General features: G+C 68.7%; 16 protein-coding genes and 1 riboswitch. Of the genes, 7 read left to right on the top strand and 9 right to left on the bottom strand.

All coding sequences use genetic code 11. The annotated features are described in order from the left end of the window. Nucleotides 1-3 precede the first annotated feature (3 nt). The 5 genes from JOE57_RS18780 to JOE57_RS15450 form a co-directional block, all read right to left on the bottom strand. Nucleotides 4-855 (bottom strand): SRPBCC family protein, encoded by an 852-nt coding sequence (locus JOE57_RS18780; RefSeq protein WP_239578971.1) that lies wholly within the window; start codon nucleotides 853-855, stop codon nucleotides 4-6. Nucleotides 856-859: 4 nt separating this feature from the next. After that, nucleotides 860-1,996, bottom strand: coding sequence for a glycosyltransferase family 4 protein (locus tag JOE57_RS15465; protein WP_204919394.1), 1,137 nt, complete (start codon nucleotides 1,994-1,996; stop codon nucleotides 860-862). Then, on the bottom strand, nucleotides 1,993-3,246 hold the full coding sequence (locus JOE57_RS15460) for a gluzincin family metallopeptidase (RefSeq protein ID WP_204919392.1): 1,254 nt from the start codon (nucleotides 3,244-3,246) through the stop codon (nucleotides 1,993-1,995). Before JOE57_RS15460 ends, JOE57_RS15465 begins: the two co-directional genes overlap by 4 nt. A gap of 53 nt (nucleotides 3,247-3,299) precedes the next feature. Continuing rightward, the gene (locus tag JOE57_RS15455) at nucleotides 3,300-4,391 is read right to left on the bottom strand and encodes an NlpC/P60 family protein (RefSeq protein ID WP_204919390.1); all 1,092 of its coding nucleotides are present in this window, start codon (nucleotides 4,389-4,391) and stop codon (nucleotides 3,300-3,302) included. Between the two features lie 9 nt (nucleotides 4,392-4,400). Continuing rightward, nucleotides 4,401-4,566: riboswitch (cyclic di-AMP (ydaO/yuaA leader) on the bottom strand. 91 nt (nucleotides 4,567-4,657) lie between these two features. Beyond that, nucleotides 4,658-4,894, bottom strand: a complete 237-nt coding sequence (locus JOE57_RS15450) for a hypothetical protein (RefSeq protein WP_338041335.1) — start codon at nucleotides 4,892-4,894, stop codon at nucleotides 4,658-4,660. A 168-nt stretch (nucleotides 4,895-5,062) separates the two neighbouring features. On the opposite strand from JOE57_RS15450, the gene JOE57_RS15445 reads away from it, so the two are divergent. Genes JOE57_RS15445 through JOE57_RS15435 form a run of 3 tightly spaced genes read left to right on the top strand, consistent with a single transcriptional unit; the run spans nucleotide 5,063 to nucleotide 7,285 of the window. Continuing rightward, a complete protein-coding gene (locus JOE57_RS15445) occupies nucleotides 5,063-6,778 on the top strand; it encodes a DEDD exonuclease domain-containing protein (protein ID WP_204919389.1) in 1,716 nt (571 codons plus the stop codon). Between the two features lie 28 nt (nucleotides 6,779-6,806). After that, nucleotides 6,807-7,085, top strand: coding sequence for an Lrp/AsnC family transcriptional regulator (locus JOE57_RS15440; RefSeq protein ID WP_204919387.1), 279 nt, complete (start codon nucleotides 6,807-6,809; stop codon nucleotides 7,083-7,085). Between the two features lie 8 nt (nucleotides 7,086-7,093). Next, complete coding sequence (locus JOE57_RS15435) at nucleotides 7,094-7,285, top strand: hypothetical protein (RefSeq protein ID WP_204919385.1); 192 nt, start codon at nucleotides 7,094-7,096, stop codon at nucleotides 7,283-7,285. 22 nt (nucleotides 7,286-7,307) lie between these two features. Here JOE57_RS15435 and JOE57_RS15430 read toward each other — a convergent pair whose 3' ends face one another. Together JOE57_RS15430 and JOE57_RS15425 are read right to left on the bottom strand one after the other, a co-directional pair. Continuing rightward, the gene (locus tag JOE57_RS15430; protein ID WP_204919383.1) at nucleotides 7,308-8,168 is read right to left on the bottom strand and encodes a rhomboid family intramembrane serine protease; all 861 of its coding nucleotides are present in this window, start codon (nucleotides 8,166-8,168) and stop codon (nucleotides 7,308-7,310) included. 53 nt (nucleotides 8,169-8,221) lie between these two features. Then, the gene (locus JOE57_RS15425) at nucleotides 8,222-8,740 is read right to left on the bottom strand and encodes a peptidylprolyl isomerase (protein WP_420827684.1); all 519 of its coding nucleotides are present in this window, start codon (nucleotides 8,738-8,740) and stop codon (nucleotides 8,222-8,224) included. A gap of 181 nt (nucleotides 8,741-8,921) precedes the next feature. Between JOE57_RS15425 and JOE57_RS19240 the strand changes: the two genes are divergently transcribed. Next, nucleotides 8,922-10,040 (top strand): sunset domain-containing protein, encoded by a 1,119-nt coding sequence (locus JOE57_RS19240; RefSeq protein WP_204919380.1) that lies wholly within the window; start codon nucleotides 8,922-8,924, stop codon nucleotides 10,038-10,040. Nucleotides 10,041-10,271: 231 nt separating this feature from the next. On the opposite strand, the gene JOE57_RS15415 is transcribed toward JOE57_RS19240, so the two are convergent. Both JOE57_RS15415 and JOE57_RS15410 read right to left on the bottom strand, forming a co-directional pair. Beyond that, on the bottom strand, nucleotides 10,272-11,282 hold the full coding sequence (locus tag JOE57_RS15415) for a LacI family DNA-binding transcriptional regulator (RefSeq protein WP_204919378.1): 1,011 nt from the start codon (nucleotides 11,280-11,282) through the stop codon (nucleotides 10,272-10,274). Nucleotides 11,283-11,315: 33 nt separating this feature from the next. Continuing rightward, complete coding sequence (locus JOE57_RS15410) at nucleotides 11,316-13,322, bottom strand: aldo/keto reductase (RefSeq protein WP_239578970.1); 2,007 nt, start codon at nucleotides 13,320-13,322, stop codon at nucleotides 11,316-11,318. Between the two features lie 182 nt (nucleotides 13,323-13,504). On the opposite strand from JOE57_RS15410, the gene JOE57_RS15405 reads away from it, so the two are divergent. The 3 genes from JOE57_RS15405 to JOE57_RS15395 are packed head-to-tail and all read left to right on the top strand — an operon-like array spanning nucleotide 13,505 to nucleotide 16,661. Beyond that, complete coding sequence (locus JOE57_RS15405) at nucleotides 13,505-14,791, top strand: ABC transporter substrate-binding protein (protein WP_204920500.1); 1,287 nt, start codon at nucleotides 13,505-13,507, stop codon at nucleotides 14,789-14,791. Then, nucleotides 14,791-15,768, top strand: a complete 978-nt coding sequence (locus JOE57_RS15400; RefSeq protein WP_204919376.1) for a carbohydrate ABC transporter permease — start codon at nucleotides 14,791-14,793, stop codon at nucleotides 15,766-15,768. The genes JOE57_RS15405 and JOE57_RS15400 overlap by 1 nt, the downstream gene beginning before the upstream one ends. Then, nucleotides 15,765-16,661, top strand: a complete 897-nt coding sequence (locus JOE57_RS15395) for a carbohydrate ABC transporter permease (protein WP_420827683.1) — start codon at nucleotides 15,765-15,767, stop codon at nucleotides 16,659-16,661. Before JOE57_RS15400 ends, JOE57_RS15395 begins: the two co-directional genes overlap by 4 nt. The last annotated feature ends 2 nt before the right edge of the window (nucleotides 16,662-16,663 follow it).

The raw sequence follows: 16,663 nt of genomic DNA, 5'->3' as shown, positions 1-16,663 counted from the left end.
CGGTCAGCCTTCGACCCGCTTCTTCAGGCCCTTCAGAGCACCGTCGATGATCGTCTTCTCGGCCTTGCGCCTGAACATCCCGATCATCGGCATGTTCACGTCCACCTTCAAGGTGTACGTGACGGTGGTGGTGCCGCCCTTCGGGGTCAGCAGATACGACCCGTCCATGGTCTTCAGGAGGGTGCCCTTGACCAGCTTCCAGCTGACTGCGTCGGTTGCCCAGCTGTACTCGAGAACGTAGTCGTCCTTCACCAGAGCGTGATCGAGGACCATCCGCACCGTCTTCGCCTTGCCGCCCTCGGAGGTCAGCACCTCCGCGCTCTTCATCGAGTCCACCCACTGCGGGTAGGAGTCGAAGTCGGAGATGACCGCCATGATCTCGCTGGGTGTCGCCGCAATATCGATACTGGACTGGGTCTGGTCCGCCACTGTGCCCGCCTTTCGCGATGGTCGCCTGCTCAGAACACTATCGGCATCGCGGGAACGTACCTCCAGCTCGTCCTTCAGGCTGAACAGCAGCCGTCGCCAGCGGCGCCCGTAGGCGGCGAGCAGCAGTCGTTCCCGCCGACGCCACAGGGCGGCGAACGGACCACGCGGGATCCGCGGCTCGGTGTCAGTTCCGGCGACCGTGGGCTGAGCCCGCAGCCACCAGTGCACCACCGCACCGCGACCGACGGCCTGTACCCACCACTCGCAGCTGCCCACCAGCTCCCCGCTGACCACGGCCCGGACACCTTCGGCACCCCGGTCCTCGTACGGTCGCAGCACCAGGCCGGGGCTCCATTCGCCCACCCGGGCGCGCAGCCGCTCGGCGATCAGAGCCGGATCGGCGGCGATGTAGGTTTCGGACTCCATCAGGTCAGTCTGCTGGAGGCAGGTCGAGAGCGTCGAACAGGGTGGCTCGGGCCCGGTCGATGCCGAACCGGTCGAGCACGAGTGCCCGGCCGGCAGCGCCCATCCGGCGGGCCAGCTCGGGTTCGGCGAGCAGCCGGTCGAGTCTGGCGGCGATGGCGTACGGGTCGTGCGGGTCGACCAGGTAGCCGGTCTCGCCGTGTCGCAGCGTCTCGGCGGCACCGCCGGAGTCGCCGACCACCACCGGCAGCCCACAGGCGGCCGCCTCGACGAAGGCCAGTCCGAGCCCCTCGGGGTTGAGCCCGGCCAGCCGCGTCCGAACCGGCAGCGCGAACACGTCGGCCTGCTGGAGCTGGTGCACGATCTGCGGGTGCGGCAGTGAGCCGGTGAACCGAACCGTCGACGTCAGGTTCCGTTCGGTCACCTGGGTCTCCAACCTGCCCCGGTCCGGACCGTCACCGACGAGCACCAGCTCCGGTGGGGTCGGCCAATGGCGCCTACTCAACAACAGCGACCAGGCGTCGAGCAGCGTCGAGAATCCCTTCTGTGCAACGAACCTTCCGACGGCGATGCAGCGCGGCCGGTCGCCGGGTGGCCGACCCGCGGCGGCCGGTGCGAACGCTGCCGGGTCGACCGGTGGGGCCAGTCTGATCATCCTGGCGCGGGCGGCCGGCGACAGCGCAGGGGCGATCCGGCTGGCGGTGTAGTCGGAGATGGCGGACAGGTGGTCGACCCCATCGGCCATTTGGCGGAGCAGCCGTCGGGCACCGGGTAGCGCCGCCCACCAGGTCTCGTGGCCATGGCTCACGGCCAGCAGCCGGACGGCCCCGGCTGCGCGGAGCGTTGGTGCGAGCAGGCTCAGCGGCGCGGCGGCGCCGAAGACCACCCTGGTGGAGCCGGTGCTGACCAGCAACCGGCGCGCCTCCATTGCCACTAGCGGGGTGGGCAGCAGCAGTCGGTGCCGGCGCACCACCGTGAACGGCAGCGTGCTGTCGAGGGCGTCGGCACCCGGGACCCGGGAGGTCAGCACTGTCACCCGGTCTTCCGGCCGCTCAGCAAGCAGCCGAGCCAGCTGCAGGACGAACGACTCGATGCCGCCGATCCGCGGCGGGAAGTCGTTGGTGACGATCAAGGTCCCGGTCATCGGCCGGCCGCCTGGTGCTGGACGTAGCGACGCCAGCCGGAGGTGAAGTCGGCCAGGCTGACCCCGAGCAGGGCCGGCATCGCCCGGGACAGGTCCCCGCCGTAGCGCCGCTGCAGCTGGTCGTAGAAGTCCCGCGCAACGGCCGGCGACGTGAGGTGGGCCAGGTAGCTGACGGCGAACCAGGCCTCGGCGTAGCTGAGGTCCAGATCCTGCGCCTGCGGGGAGAACTGTTCGTCGCCGGGCAGCGCCCGCGGCGCGCCGTGGCTGCGGGTGTCGGCCAGGAACCCGGCGGCCGCGGCGTGGCTGGCCTGCGGGTAGGCGCGGTAGGCCACGAAGTCGGCGTAGCCCTCGACCACCCAGAGCGGGGACGGCGAGCTCGGCGAGGCGAGGATCACATGGGTGGCCTCGTGGGCGAGGAGGACGGCCACCGCCAACTCACCGAGCCGGTCGCTCTGGGCCGGGTTGACGATGATGCGCAACGGAGCGGAGGCAGCCTTCGTGCCGTCCGGCCAGGTCAGAGCGGCTATCTGGCGGTAGCTGCCGGGGGTCGCGGCCACCATCCGCTCCAGTGCGCGCTGGCTGCCCGGGACCTCGATCACCAGGCGAGGAGTTCCGCCGAGCTGGCGAGCGACGGCGAGGGCCGCCCGGTCCGCCCTGGCGAGCCAGGGCCCGAGGGCGACGCCGGTGCTGCCGATCACGGTGGCATGCCCCCGCCGGGCTGCATGCACCGGCTCGCAGCACCACAGCGGTTGAGCGGTCGTGCGGTCGCCGTCGGTGCTGCCGGCCAACAGCTGACGGCCCTGCTCGCCGCGGAAGGTGAGCCAGACGATGTGCTCCGCCGGTGACCGGTCACCCTGCAGCCGCCAATCGACCAGCGCCTCGGCCACCCAGGCGCCGCCGCCCAGCAGCTGCTGCCGGCGCGCCGACAGCGGGCGCTGCTGGCCGGTGAGGGTGATGTCGAAGGACAGCAGGCCGAGCCCGGTGAGATTGTCGTAGAGCATCGCCGCGGTGGGGGTGAAACCCGGGTCGGCCCGGGAGAGCCAGCGGGTGAAGGTGTCCCGGTCGGCCGACAGCACGGCGCCGCCGATCGCGTCCGCGGCCTGCTGCGCCAAGAGCAGTGCAGAGCCTCGCGCTGTCCCGGTCGGGCCGGCAGTGGTCGGGCCGGCACTGGTCGGGCCGGGGGCGGTCGGGCTGGCTGTGCAGCCGGCCACCAGGGCCAGAATGAGCAGTAGGGCCGCGAGCCAAGACAACAGCCCTCCCGGGCGGTGGGCTCGGGAGGGCTGGACGTTCCGGGTGGGCAGGGTCAGCCTGGGCGACGGGCGCCGGCGAAGGGCATCGAGTCGACGCTGGCGTAGCCGATGGGCTTGCCGGGCCGGGAGGCGTGGATGACCTGGCCGTTGCCCGCGTACAGCGCGACATGGCTGAGGCCGCTGTAGAAGAACACCAGGTCGCCGGGCTGCAGCTCCGATCGGGACACCGGACGTCCGTTGCCGAACTGTGCCTGCGAGGTCCGAGCGAGGCTGACGCCAGCAGCGGCCCAGGCGGCGCCGGTCAGGCCGGAGCAGTCGTAGGCGTCCGGCCCGGCGCTGCCGTAGCGGTACGGCTTGCCGAGCTGGCGGCGAGCGAAGGCCAGCGCGGTGGCGCCCTTGCCGGATCCGGTGGAGGTCGACGGAGCATCCTTGGAGGTGCGATCGCTTGAGCGCGAGGTCGCGGTGCCGGAGCGCGAACCCGCCGACTGGGCACTCTCGGCCGCCTTACGGTCGGCGGCGGCACGGGCGGCCTCTTCCGCGGCGAGGCGGCGGCGCTCCTGGTCGGTGAGCTTGCTGAGCACGGCCTTGGCCTGCAGGACCTTCTGGTCCGAGGCTGCGCGAAGGTCCTTGAGCTTCTGCTCGTGCTTCTTCAGGTCACTCAGGTCGGTCTCGGCCGAGCGTTGCAGACCGGCCAGGTTGGCCTGTTCCCGCTGGAAGTCCTGCAGCACGGTGTTCTGGTTCTCGCTGACCTTCTCCACGGTGGAGATCTGGCTCAGGAACCCGGCTGTGTCCGAGGTAAAGAAGAGCTGGGCAGTGGTGTCGATGGTGCGGTTCTGGAACTGCGCCAGCGCCACCTGGCCGACCTGGTTGCGCATCCGGGCGACCTTGGCGGTCTGCGCCGCGACGTCTGCCTGCTTGGTCTTCAGCGCCTTCTTGCCCGCGGCCACCTTCTGTTGGATGCCGGCGTACTCCTGGTCGATGGCGGCCGCCTCGGTTTCCAGCTGGGTGACCTGGGTCTTGGCCTCGTCAATGGTGAGCGGTGGGTCGGCGGCTGCCGGCACACCGGAGAAGATGGTCGCCGTCAGAGCGACTGCCGAAACCCCCAGAGCAGCGTTCCGCAGGAACGTACGAGTGCGTGATGTCACGCCGAGCTGACCCCTTCACAGTTGACGCCGACCAGGTGAGCTGACGGATTCGGGCGGGGAAGGTGCGCCCTACAGCCAACCGCTGCACCGCGGTCTGCCGATTCACCCCACAAGATTGGTTCCCCGGCTCCCCGGTGTGCGCGAGCGTACGCCGGGGATTGAGCGTGCCCCGTGGCTGAGGACTCTTGCCCCCGACTGCACCACGACGCTGAGGACAGCGTAGGTCACGAAATGATCACTGTCCAACCGGTCCGGGTCCTGGTTGATCAGGCATAGTCCTGCCAGGTCAGCGGCGCCTGGACCGATACTCCGGGTGTGGTCCGCGGCACCAGCCGCAGCGGCGGCACCAGGCCCGAGTCGGCCAACGCGGCCAGCGCCGCCCGCTCGTCACCGTCAAGGTCGACCCCCTCCTCCGGCGCGCCCAGCAGAACGCTGATGACGCAGTCGTCACAGGCCAGCCCGCGGGCCACGCAGGTCTGACAGTCGACGTGCAGGGAATCCATCTCGATCTCCTCCATCTGAGGGCGGCCCCGTCCACTGGGCGGGTCCGCACCATCTCCGTCCCGGCGCAGCGGCCGGGATGTAGCCCACTCTGGCCGAGGCCACTGACAGTGCCGCCGGACGACCTCACTCAGCCAGGGAATGTCAGCGGTGTAACTTACGGTGCTGCCATGAGCACCACCGGCACACTGCAGGACTCGTTCGACGACCTCGGCACCCACCTGTCGCACGTCACCTTCTGTGTCGTCGACCTGGAGACCACCGGTGGGGCCGAGGACGACTCGATCACCGAGATCGGCGCGGTCAAGGTGCGCGGCGGTGAGGTGCTGGCCGAGTTCCAGACGCTGGTCAACCCGCATGCGCACATCCCGCCGCTGATCGCCGTACTGACCGGCATCACCAACCAGATGGTCGCCGAGGCCCCCGCGCTCCCGCAGGTGCTGCCGGCCTTCCTCGAGTTCGCCGGCGGCACCGTTCTGGTGGCTCACAATGCGGGCTTCGACGTCGGCTTCCTGAAACGGGCCTGCGCCCGGCAGGAGTACCCGTGGCCGCGGTTGCCCGTCCTGGACACGGTCGCGCTGGCCCGGACCATCCTGCTCCGCGACGAGGTGCCGAACTGCAAGCTCGGCACCTTGGCTCAGCATTTCCGCTCGGCCACCACCCCCAACCACCGCGCGCTGGCGGACGCCCGGGCCACCGTCGACGTGCTGCACGGCCTGATCGAGCGGGTCGGCAACCTCGGCGTGCACACCATTGAGGACCTGCAGGAGTTCACCCGGCGGGTCTCCCCGCAGCGACGGGCCAAGCGCGGCTGGGCCCATGACCTGCCTGCCAAGCCCGGGGTCTACCTGTTCGTCGCCGACCAGGACGACCAGCGGCACGTGCTGTACGTCGGCAAGAGCAGGAACATCAAGACCCGCGTGCGGACCTACTTCACCGCCTCCGAGACCCGACCACGAATGGACGAGATGGTCCGTCTCGCCACCGGTGTCGAGGCGATCCCCTGCGAGACGGCGCTGCAGGCGGAGATCTTCGAGCTGCGCATGATCGCCGCCCACAGTCCGCGCTACAACCGGCGGTCGAAGTTCCCCGAGCGCCAGCACTGGATCAAGATCACCCAGGAGGCCTTCCCCCGGCTGTCACTGGTACGCAGCGTCCGCGACGACCGGGCCACCTACTTCGGGCCGTTCCGGCGCCGCCAGCAGGCCGAGGACGTGGTGCTCGCGCTGTACGACGCCTTCCCGATCCGCCAGTGCACGCCCCGACTGAGCACCCGGACCACGACACCGGCCTGTGCGCTGGCCGGGATGGGCCGCTGCTGCGCCCCCTGCGACGGCACCACGCCGGTGCACACGTACGCGCTGATCGTCGAGCAGGTCCGGCAGGCGCTGGCCGGAGACGCCCGCCCGGTGGTGTCGGCGATGCGGGAGCGGCTGCATCGGCTGATCCGACAGCAGCGGTTCGAGGAGGCCGCGACCATCCGGTACCGGTTGGAGACCCTGGCTCAGGCGGGCCGACGGTTCCACCGGGTCCGCAGCCTGGCCGGCTGTCCGCAGATCGTCGCCGCCCGTCGGGAAGGCCCGGACTGGGAGATCCACGTCATCCGGTACGGCAGGCTGGCCGCAGCCGGCCTGGCGACCCCCTCCGACGTCCCGCAAGCGGTGGCGCGGGCGATGGTGGTCACCGCCGAGACGGTGGAGCGGCCGATCGACCCGCTGCCGGCAGCCGGGATCGAGGAGACCGAACGGATCGCCGATTGGCTGGAGCAGCCTGGCGTCCGGCTGATGGAGATCGAGGGCGACTGGATGTGGCCACTGCACGCGGTGCTGACCCATGCGGACCTGGTGCAGTACGGACTCGGCACAGCCGCCCTGGCGACCGCCTGACCGCCGGGCCGAGGCTAGGATGACGCCCATGGTCACCGCGATTGTGTTCGTCAAGGCCGACGTCGCCCGGATCCCCGAGGTCGCCGAGCAGCTGGCCGCCCTCGACGGCGTCAGCGAGGTCTACTCCGTGACGGGGCAGATCGACCTGATCGCCCTGGTCCGGGTGTCAAACCACGACCAGGTGGCCGACGTCGTCGCCGACCGGATCAACAAGGTGCCGGGGGTGCTGAGCACCGAGACGCACATCGCCTTCCGGGCGTACTCGAGCCACGACCTCGAGGCGGCCTTCTCGCTCGGAGCCGACTGACCGGCCCGATGCCCCAGCAGACGACGTCCACGCCCCCGTCGGTCGACCGGGACCCGGCCCGCTGGCTGTCCTCGAGGGCGCTGCCGGTGCTCACCCTGCTCTTGGCGACCGCTTTGCTGGCGACCATCGTGATCGCGCTGCTGCTCTGGCACACGCCGGTGATGGAACCGCTCGACATCCCGACCGCCGGCCGCGGCTGAGCGGATCCGGCCCGGGGGCTGGTCAGCCCACGCCGAGGCTCACGCGCAGCACGACCGCCGCCGCACACAGCACCGCGACACCGGCCAGCCCGAGCGCCTGGACCGTGGTGCGCCGGTCCCTCGGAGCGAAGGCCAGTACATACCCGGTCAGCGCGCCGACCGCCATGCCGCCCAGCTGCCCGATCCAGAGGTAGCCGCCGAACCCCATCACAAAGCTGTACAGCAGCAACAGCACCAGTAGTCCAATGTCGCCCCGGATGTCCTCGCCAGCCCGCAGCTTGACGATGCCGTTGGCGGCCAGCAGGCCCACCACTGCGGCCGAGGCGCCGACGGCGACCAGCTCGGGAGGCCCGAAGACGAACAGGCCGGTCGCCCCGCCCAGGCCGGAGAGGACGAAGAGCGCCAGGAACCGCCACCGTCCGAGAACAGCCTCCAGGGTCCGCCCGGCGATCCACAGCACCAGCCCGCTCATCAGCAGGTGCAGCAGCCCGTAGGTGGAGAAGCCATAGGTCAGCAACCGCCAGTACTCGCCGCCGTACACCCGGAAGTTCGCCAGGACCAGCAGGTTGGCTACCAGGCCGCTGCTGATGAGGTTGAGCACATACGCGCCGGCGAGGACCCCCATCAGGATCTTGGTCATCGGTGCGGAGCCGGAGGTCAGCGCCCCGCCGAACCGGGTGCGCGGAGCCCGCACGCTGGACCGGTCGCGCCGGACGCAGTCAGGACACTGGAAGCCGACCGAGGCGGGCTGCATGCACTCGCCGCAGATCGGTCGGTCGCAGCGCTGACAGCTGATCCCGGTGTTCCGGTCGGCGTGCCGGTAGCACGCCTGGAAGCGGGGCGCCTCGAACCCGGGCCCACGTGCCTGCGGTGGTTCAGACACCGGCCACACCCTTCTCGACGCCTACACGCTTCCCGGGGTCCTGTTGCGCCGGCTCAGTCAGAGATCTCCACCGTCTCGATGACGACAGGCGAGGTCGGGCGGTCGCCACGGTCGGTGGAGACCGAGGCGATGGCGTCCACGACGTCGCGGCTCGCCTGGTCGGCGACCTCGCCGAAGATGGTGTGCCGACGGTTCAGGTGCGGCGTCGGGCCGACGGTGATGAAGAACTGCGAGCCGTTCGTGTTGGCACCCGCGTTCGCCATCGCCAGCAGGTAGGGCTTGTTGAACACCAGCTCGGGGTGGAACTCGTCGGCGAACTCGTAGCCGGGTCCACCGGTTCCGGTGCCCAGCGGGCAGCCGCCCTGGATCATGAAGCCGTCGATCACGCGGTGGAAGGTCAGCCCGTCGTAGTACTTGCCGGTGGTCTTCTGGCCGGTCTTCGCGTCGGCGTACTCCTTGGTGCCGCTCGCCAGCCCGACGAAGTTCTCGACAGTCTTCGGAGCGTGGTCCGGAAACAGGTTGATCACGATGTCGCCGTGGTTGGTGTGCAGGGTCGCGGTCTTGGAAGCCACAGAGGTTGCCTTTCGCATCGGGTGGTACGTCGGCTGCCATCCTGTCACGTGGCCCAAAACCGGAACTGACCGGACCACTTGGCCGGCTGCTGCCGCTTTCCCCCTGCCGGGAGGCCGCAGCCAGACGGTACGGTGGAAAAAAGCTCCACTGTGGAGCTGGAGGTCTCACCACGGAGGAAATGTGAAGCGCAAGAGTTCCGACCGCTACGAAGCCGCCCGAAAGAAGGTCGTCCCAGCCGCCGACGAGTTCGTCCACACGGCCGCTGAGCGCATCGCACCGCTGGTTCACGATGCCGCCGACCGAGTAGGGCCGCTCGCGCAGTCCGCCGCCGACCGAGTAGGGCCACTGGCCCAGTCCGCCGCAGATATGGTCGCTCCACTGGCCCAGTCCGCCCGGGACCGCGTCGTCCCCTACGCTCAGCAGGCCGCCGAGGCGGTCACCCCCTACGCCCACCAGGCGGCGGAGCGGGTCGCACCGCTCGCCCACAGCGCCAAACAACGCAGTGCCAAGGCCGCCCATGACGCGCTGGACAAGTACGGTCCCGTGCTCGACGACGCCCTCGACCGGGTCACCCCTGCCGTCGAAGCTGCCCGGCACCGGGTGCAGGACGACCTGCTGCCGAAGCTGTCCGAGGCGCTCGAGGCAGCAGCAAGCTCCGCTGTCGCAGTCGAGGCGACCAAGCGTGGCCGGGCGACGGCCGCAGCCCTGAAGGGCGAGCTGGCCGTACCGGAGAAGAAGAAGAAGGGTCGCTGGGTCAAGCGGCTCGCCATCGTCGCCGCTGTCGGCGGTCTGGCCGCCCTGGCCGCCAAGAAGCTGCTCGGCAACAACGACAACGAGTGGCAGGCCGCGCGACCCACCGCCCCGTACGGCAGCACGACCGAGGCAGCCAAGCCGACGGTCTGGACCGACGTCTCGGACACGTCCGCCGGGGGCGCGACCGCTGCGGGAAAGCAGGGCGAGGAGAAGCCAGGCGAGGAGAAGCCAGGCGAGGAGAAGGCGGCGGGCGAGGAGAAGGCCGAGGTCGCCGCCACGGCAGCCACCGAGCTGAGCGAGTCCGAGGGTGCCACCGCGGAAGGTGCAGGCGAGAGCGGCGTCGAAGCGAGCTCAGACGGCTCCGGCTACGGCGAGGGCGCCTATGTGGGGACCGAGCCGCCGGAGGGCTTCGTCATCAAGGGCAACGAGCGCTCGATGAAGTACCACCTGCCGGACTCGGCCGGTTACACCGGGACCATTGCCGAGGTGTGGTTCAACTCCGAGGCGGCTGCGGAGGCCGCCGGCTTCACCCGCGCTCAGCGCTAGTCGGCCCGCAGACGAATGGTCAGGCGCCCCACCCACTCGGGTGGGGCGCCTGATGTCTCTGGGGGCACAGCTGCAGGGCCAGCCCTTCGACAGGCTCAGGGCGCGGTGGGACCTCGGGCTCAGGGCGCGGTGGGACCTCGGGCTCAGGGCGCGGTGGGACCTCGGGCTCAGGGCGCGGTGGGACCTCGGGCTCGGGGCGCGGTGGGTCCGCGGGCTCAGGCTCGCGAGGACTCAGCTGGACTCGCGGATGACCAGCCGGTGCGACACCGTGCGACGCACCATCGGACCGCCGAGCGGCAGCGTCCCGGCGTACATCCCGAGCACCGTCTCTACCGCGGCCTGGGCCACCTGGGTCATGTCCAGGGCGAGGGTGGTGAGCTGGGGGCTGACGAAGGTGCCGATGCTGAGGCCGTCGATGCCGATGACCTTGACCCGGTCCGGGACGGCGACGCCCGCCTGACGCAGGGCCTGCAGTGCGCCGAAGGCGGTGATGTCGTTGAAGGCCATGATGGCATCGGTCTCCGGCCGGTCCACCAGCAGCTTGCGGGTGGCCTCGGCCGCCGGACCCAGCCCGATTCCCTCCGCCCGTACGACCGGCACCGACAACCCGCGCAGCTCCATCGCCGACACGAACAGCCTGGCCCGGAAACTGGGCCGGGTCGCGCTGGTGACATCCAGCATCACCGGTTGCCGGACGCCACGCTCCAGCAGATGGTCGACCGCCTCCGACATGGCGGTGGCGAAGTCCAACACGATGGACCCACGCTGGGTCTGCTCCTTCGACACGTCGATCTCCACCACCGGCATGCCGGCCAGCAGGACGTCGGCCTGCTCGGAGGCCAGCCCGAGGTAGCCGATGACCGCGTCCACCTGGTGCGTCAGGTCGGCGATCAGCTCAGCCGGGTGACTGGTGTGGATGGTGTCGGCCAGCACCACGTTCCAGCCGTTGTCGGCCGCGAAGCCCACCACTGCCGAAGCCAGTTCGGGATAGTACGGGTTGGTCAGGTCGTCGATCACCAGTCCGAGGGTCCGGTGCTCCTGCTTGACCAGACCCCGCCCGAACCGGGAGGGGCGGTAGCGGAGCTCACGCGCGGCCTGGAGCACCCGCTCCTTCGTCTCCACGCTGATGCCGGGCATGTTGTTCATGGCCCTGGTCACGGTCTGGCGGGAGACGCCGGCTGCCGCCGCCACGTCGTTGATCGTGCTCGGCCGAGCCACCCCGCCCTGCCGCACCTCCGCCATGACCGTGACCCTATCGAGTTCGGGCCGGATCGCTCAGCCGGTGGCCAGGTCCAGCCAGGCGACCTGTTCCGGCGTCAGCTCCACCCGCAGCCCCTCCATCGAGGAACGGCACTCGGCGATCGAACGTGGCCCGAACAGCGGGAAGGTCGGGAACGGCTGGTGCAGGACGAAAGCGAGCGCGACAGCCGTGGTGGCCACCCCGAACTCTGCGGCCAGCTTCTCCGCCCGCCGCAGTCGCTCGAAGTTCTCGTCGCTGTAGTAGCAGCGGACCAGCTCCGGGTCGGAACGGTCCTCCGGCCGAGCCCGACCGGTGAAGAAGCCCCGCGCCTGGGACGACCACGGCATCAACGGGATCTGCCGTTCGGCCAGCCAGCGCTTCGACTCCGGGTCGGTGGCGTGCCTGCAACCCTGCCAGGGCACGTCATAAGCCTCGGCCAACCCGAAGTGGTTGCTGAGCACGGAGAAGCCGTGCTTGCCGTTCGCCCGGGCGTACGCGTTGGCTTCGTCCATTCGCTCCGTCGACCAGTTGGAACCGCCGAACACCCTGATCCGACCTGCCCTGACATGCTCATCCAGCACGTCGACGAACTCGTCCACCCCGATCTCCGGGTTGTCGCGGTGCATCAGGTAGATGTCGGCGTAGTCGGTCTGCTGCCGCTCCAGCGACTCCAGCAGCTGACGGGTGATCGACTCCGGGTCGCAGTGCGGGGTGTGCGCACCCTTGGTGATCACCACCACCTCGTCGCGGATGCCGCGGTTGGTGATCCACTGCCCCAGCAGCCGCTCATGGTTGCCACCGCCGTAGATGTAGCCGGTGTCGAAGGTGTTCCCGCCGACGCTGAAGAAGTGGTCGAACAGTGCCGACGCGTGCGAGAGGTTGGGCTGGTTGTCGCAGCCCATCACCAACCGGGACACCCGCTTGCCCACGCCGTCGATCTCGCCGTAGCGCATCAGGCTGTCGTCGACCGACAGCGCGGCACCCGAGACCGTCGGGATGTCCGCGTCGTCGGTCTCGAAGGGATAGCGCAGCCCGATGGCGGCGCGCCACTGGTCCAGCACCTTCGCGTTGCCCAGGGAGTCGTCGAGGCTCATCTCCACCGCCTCGCCCGCTCCCGCGGACGAACCAGCGCGCACACTGGCGGCCAGCGCGTCGGCCTCGAGCGCGTACGGCTTCGCGTCCCCGAACGACATCGTCTCCGGCGCCTTGCCGACCACGGTCAGCGTCAGCATGGGGTCGGTGGTCAGCGTCCACGGGTCGTTCAGGTGGATCTTGCCTGCGGAGCCGTAGATCGTCACGTCGTTGCTGTCGGACAGCCGAACGCCGGTCCGTACCGACGCGCTGACACCGCCGGGGAAGCTCAGCAGGGCCACCGTCCACTCGTCCACACCGGTCTCGCCGACGGTGCCCACGGCGGAGAGCTCAGTCGGCTCGACGAACGCCCGACCCACTGCGGCACCGGCGATCGCCCGGGCGTAGGACACCGGGTAGCCGCCGACGTCGAGAATGCCACCGCCGGCGAGGTCGGCCTGGAAGAGCCTTCCGGTGGGGTTGCCCGCGGCGAAGGCGAACGAGGCGTCGATGTGCGTGAGCTCACCGATCGCACCGTCGGCCACCAGCTCGAGCACCCTGCGCGTATGCGGGTGAAACCGGTACATGTACGCCTCGACCAGGCTGACGCCGGCGCTACGGGCCGCGTCGACCATCGCCATCACCGACCCGTGGTTGACCGCCATCGGCTTCTCGCACAGGACGTGCTTGCCGGCCTCGATCGCGGCCAGCGTCAGGCGGGCGTGACCGGTGTGCACGGTGGAGATGTAGACGCCGTCCACCTGGTCGTCGGCGAGCACCTCGGTATAGCTACCGGCCGTTCCCTCGACCCCGTGCTCGGCGGCGAAGCTTCTCGCCCGCTCGGGGTCGGAGCTGCCGATCGCCTGCAGCACCCCCGCCCGGCTGCTGGGCAGTTGGGAGGCGAACCTGCGGGCGATGTTTCCCGGGCCGAGAATGGCCCAGCGGAAGGTGTTGTCCATTTCCTCGTTCATCCATCCTGTGTCGCGGATCGAATCGGGCGAGCCTGCGTGAACGTTCACGCCCAAGCACGCTAACGCGACCGGCAGCTCGGGTCAAGGGGTTGACATGATCAACTTGAGCGTGTCACAGTGCCCGAGTTCCGTGATCGTTCACGTCGGGGGAAGCTTCAGCTCAATGATGAGAGTGAGACTGCATGGATTCCCTGTCCCGACGACGATTCCTGGCCGGCGCTGCTGCGCTGGCGGGTGGCGCTGCTACCGGCCTGCTCTCCGGCTGCGGCTCGAGTGTGTCGATCTCGAAGAGCCCCGACGAGCTGGTCCTGTGGTACTGGAACCGGTCCATCTCCCCCACCCTGCTCGGCCAGGCCGCCAAGCAGATCCCGGGCACGGACAAGAGGCTGCGGGCCGATGTGATCGGTGGCACGTTCGACACCAAGCTGCGGACCAGCCTTGCCGGCGGCGCCTACATTCCCGACATCAGCGGCATCAACTCCAACTGTTCGCTGTACTTCCCGAGCGAGGATCTGTTCACCGACCTGAACGAGCTGGGCGCGGCCGAGCACAAGGACAAGTACTTCGACTGGAAATGGCAGCTGGGCACCACCCCGACCGGTCGGCTCTGCTTCTGGCCGATGGACACCGGACCGACCGGCTTCTACTACCGCTCCGACCTGTTCAAGAAGGCTGGCCTGCCGGAGGATCCGGAAGCGGTCAGTGAGGCGGGCAGCACCTGGGAGAGCTGGATCGAGCTCGGCCAGAAGCTGAAGAAGAACGCCCAGGCGTCGATCATCAGCAACGCCTCGATGATCTTCGGACAGTTCATCAACGCCAGCCCCGAACGCTACTTCGACAAGCAGAACAGGCCGCTCTACGCCCAGGAGGGCAGCGCCGTCCGCAAGGCGTGGGACCTGTCGGTACAGGCGATCAAGGCCGGCGTGACCGGCAACCTGCAGATCAGCACCGACCAGAACTCGGCCTGGGTGAGCGGCAAGACGGCCGGCCACATCGAGGCCGTCTGGTGGGCCGAGATCCTTAAGGATACCGCTCCGGACACCTCCGGCCACTGGCGGCTCGCCTCCCAACCGGTGAAGCCCGGCAACAGCGGCGGCTCCTTCCTCACGGTGCCCAAGACCGCCAAGGACCCGGAGGCAGCCTTCGCCTTCATCAGCTGGCTGACCTCCCCGGAGAACCAGGCGGCCACGTTCAACGAGATCCAGCTGTTCCCCTCCACCCCGGGGTCGTTCACCAGCGGCACCATGAAGGGTGGCGGCAAGTTCTTCGGACCGCAGGATGAGCTGAGCTTCTTCGAGCAGGCGGCCAAGGAGGTCCCCACCACGTTCGTCAGCACCTACGAGAGCCAGGTCGGCGCCTTCGCCCTCGAGCTCGCCAACGTCGAGACCGGCGGCAAGGACCCCAACCGCGCCTGGGACGACGCCGTCTCCCAGACCGACCGGGTCCTGAAGAAGAGAGGAGTGATCTGATGGCGATCGCCGAACAGACCCCGACCACGCGGCTGGAGCAGTCCACCCCGGAAACGCGCCGACGACCCACTGCCTTGAAGAAGTTCTGGCCCCAGTACCTCGCCGTCTCACCGTTCTACATCTTGTTCCTGATCTTCGGGCTGTTCCCGATCCTCTTCTCGATCTTCCTCTCCTTCCAGGACTGGGACGGGATGGGTGAGATGAAGTTCGTCGGGTTGGCGCAGTATCAGTACCTGCTGAGTGACCCGCGGTTCTGGAACGCCGTCGGCAACACCTTCATCATCTGGTTCCTCTCGACCATCCCGATGCTCTTCTTCGCACTGGTGATCGCCTTCCTGCTGCACCAGAACATCCGGCTGAAGGGCTTCTACCGGGTCGCCTTCTTCCTGCCCAACGTGACCAGCATGGTGGCGATGGCCATCGTCTTCGGCTCGGTCTTCTCCGACTCCTTCGGCCTGGTCAACTCCGCGCTGACCGCGCTGAAGATCGAGAACATCCCCTGGCTGTCCACCAGTCTCGGGATCAAGGTGACCATCGCGGTGATGGTGATCTGGCGTTTCACCGGCTACAACGCGATCATCTACCTTGCCGGTCTGCAGGCGATCCCGACCGAGCTCTACGACGCGGCGAAGGTGGACGGTGCCAGCACCTGGCGGATCTTCTCCTCCATCACCGTTCCGCTGCTCCGACCAGTGATCCTGTTCACCGTGATCACCTCGACCATCGGCGGACTGAGCCTGTTCACCGAGCCGCAGGTGCTGCTCGGCAACGGCGGCGGTACCGACGAAGCCGGCATGACCATCGTGCTCTACCAGTACAACCAGGCGTTCACCCAGTTCGACTTCGGTTACGGGTCGGCCATCGCCTGGGCCCTGTTCATCATCGCCTCCCTCTTCGCCATCATCAACTGGCGGCTGGTCGGCGAACGCGACGGTATGAAGATCCGCCGGAACAACAAGACGGAGGCCGGCTCATGAGCAACGCCACCCTTACCCGCCCTCAGCTGGCCGACCCCACCCAGGCCCGTCAGGACCGGAATGCGGTCAAGCGCAGCATGGTTGCGCGGGTGGTCACGCACCTGTGCATCTGGGTGGGAGTGATCATGTCGATTTTCCCGTTCTACTGGCTGGTGGTGATGTCGACCAATACCACCGGCGACATCTTCGGCTACCCGCCCAAGCTGACCTTCGGCCCGCACCTGCTGGAGAACCTGCACAACGTGATCGCGAATGTCGACCTGCTGCAGTCGCTGGCGAACACCGTCTTCGTGTCGCTCTCCTGCGCCCTGCTGGTGATGTTCTTCGATTCGCTGGCCGCCTTCGCGTTCGCCAAGTACCACTTCCCCGGCAAGAACGTGTTGTTCATGATCCTGCTCGTCACCTTCCTGATCCCCGGCAGCCTTTCGCTGGTGCCGAGCTTCGTCCTGGTCTCCAAGCTGGGCTGGATCGGCGGCTTCCAGTCGTTGATCATCCCGGGCGCAGCCAACGCGTTCGGCATCTTCCTGTTGCGGCAGTTCGCCACCAGCTCGATTCCCGACGAGCTGGTCGAGTCCGCCCGGATTGACGGCGCCGGGTTCTTCCGTACCTACTGGAACGTGGGAGTGCCGATGCTGCGCGGGGGTCTGGCCTTTCTCGGCATCTTCACCTTCATCGGTGCCTGGAACGACTACGTCTGGCCGCTGATCGTGCTGGTCGACCCCAAGCGACAGACGCTGCAGACGGCACTGCAGACCCTGAACACGATCTACAGCACCGACTACGGGATGGTGATGGCTGGCGCCTTGATCAGCGTGCTGCCGTTGATCGGCGTGTTCATCATCGGTTCGCGCCACTTCATCTCCAACATCGCCGCCGGCGCCCTGAAGGGCTGAGC

Origin of the sequence: Microlunatus panaciterrae (assembly GCF_016907535.1) — a bacterium.
Taxonomy (GTDB): domain Bacteria; phylum Actinomycetota; class Actinomycetes; order Propionibacteriales; family Propionibacteriaceae; genus Microlunatus; species Microlunatus panaciterrae.
The sequence above is the reverse complement of the archived record's forward strand: the minus strand, read 5'-3'. Positions and strand labels throughout refer to the sequence as shown.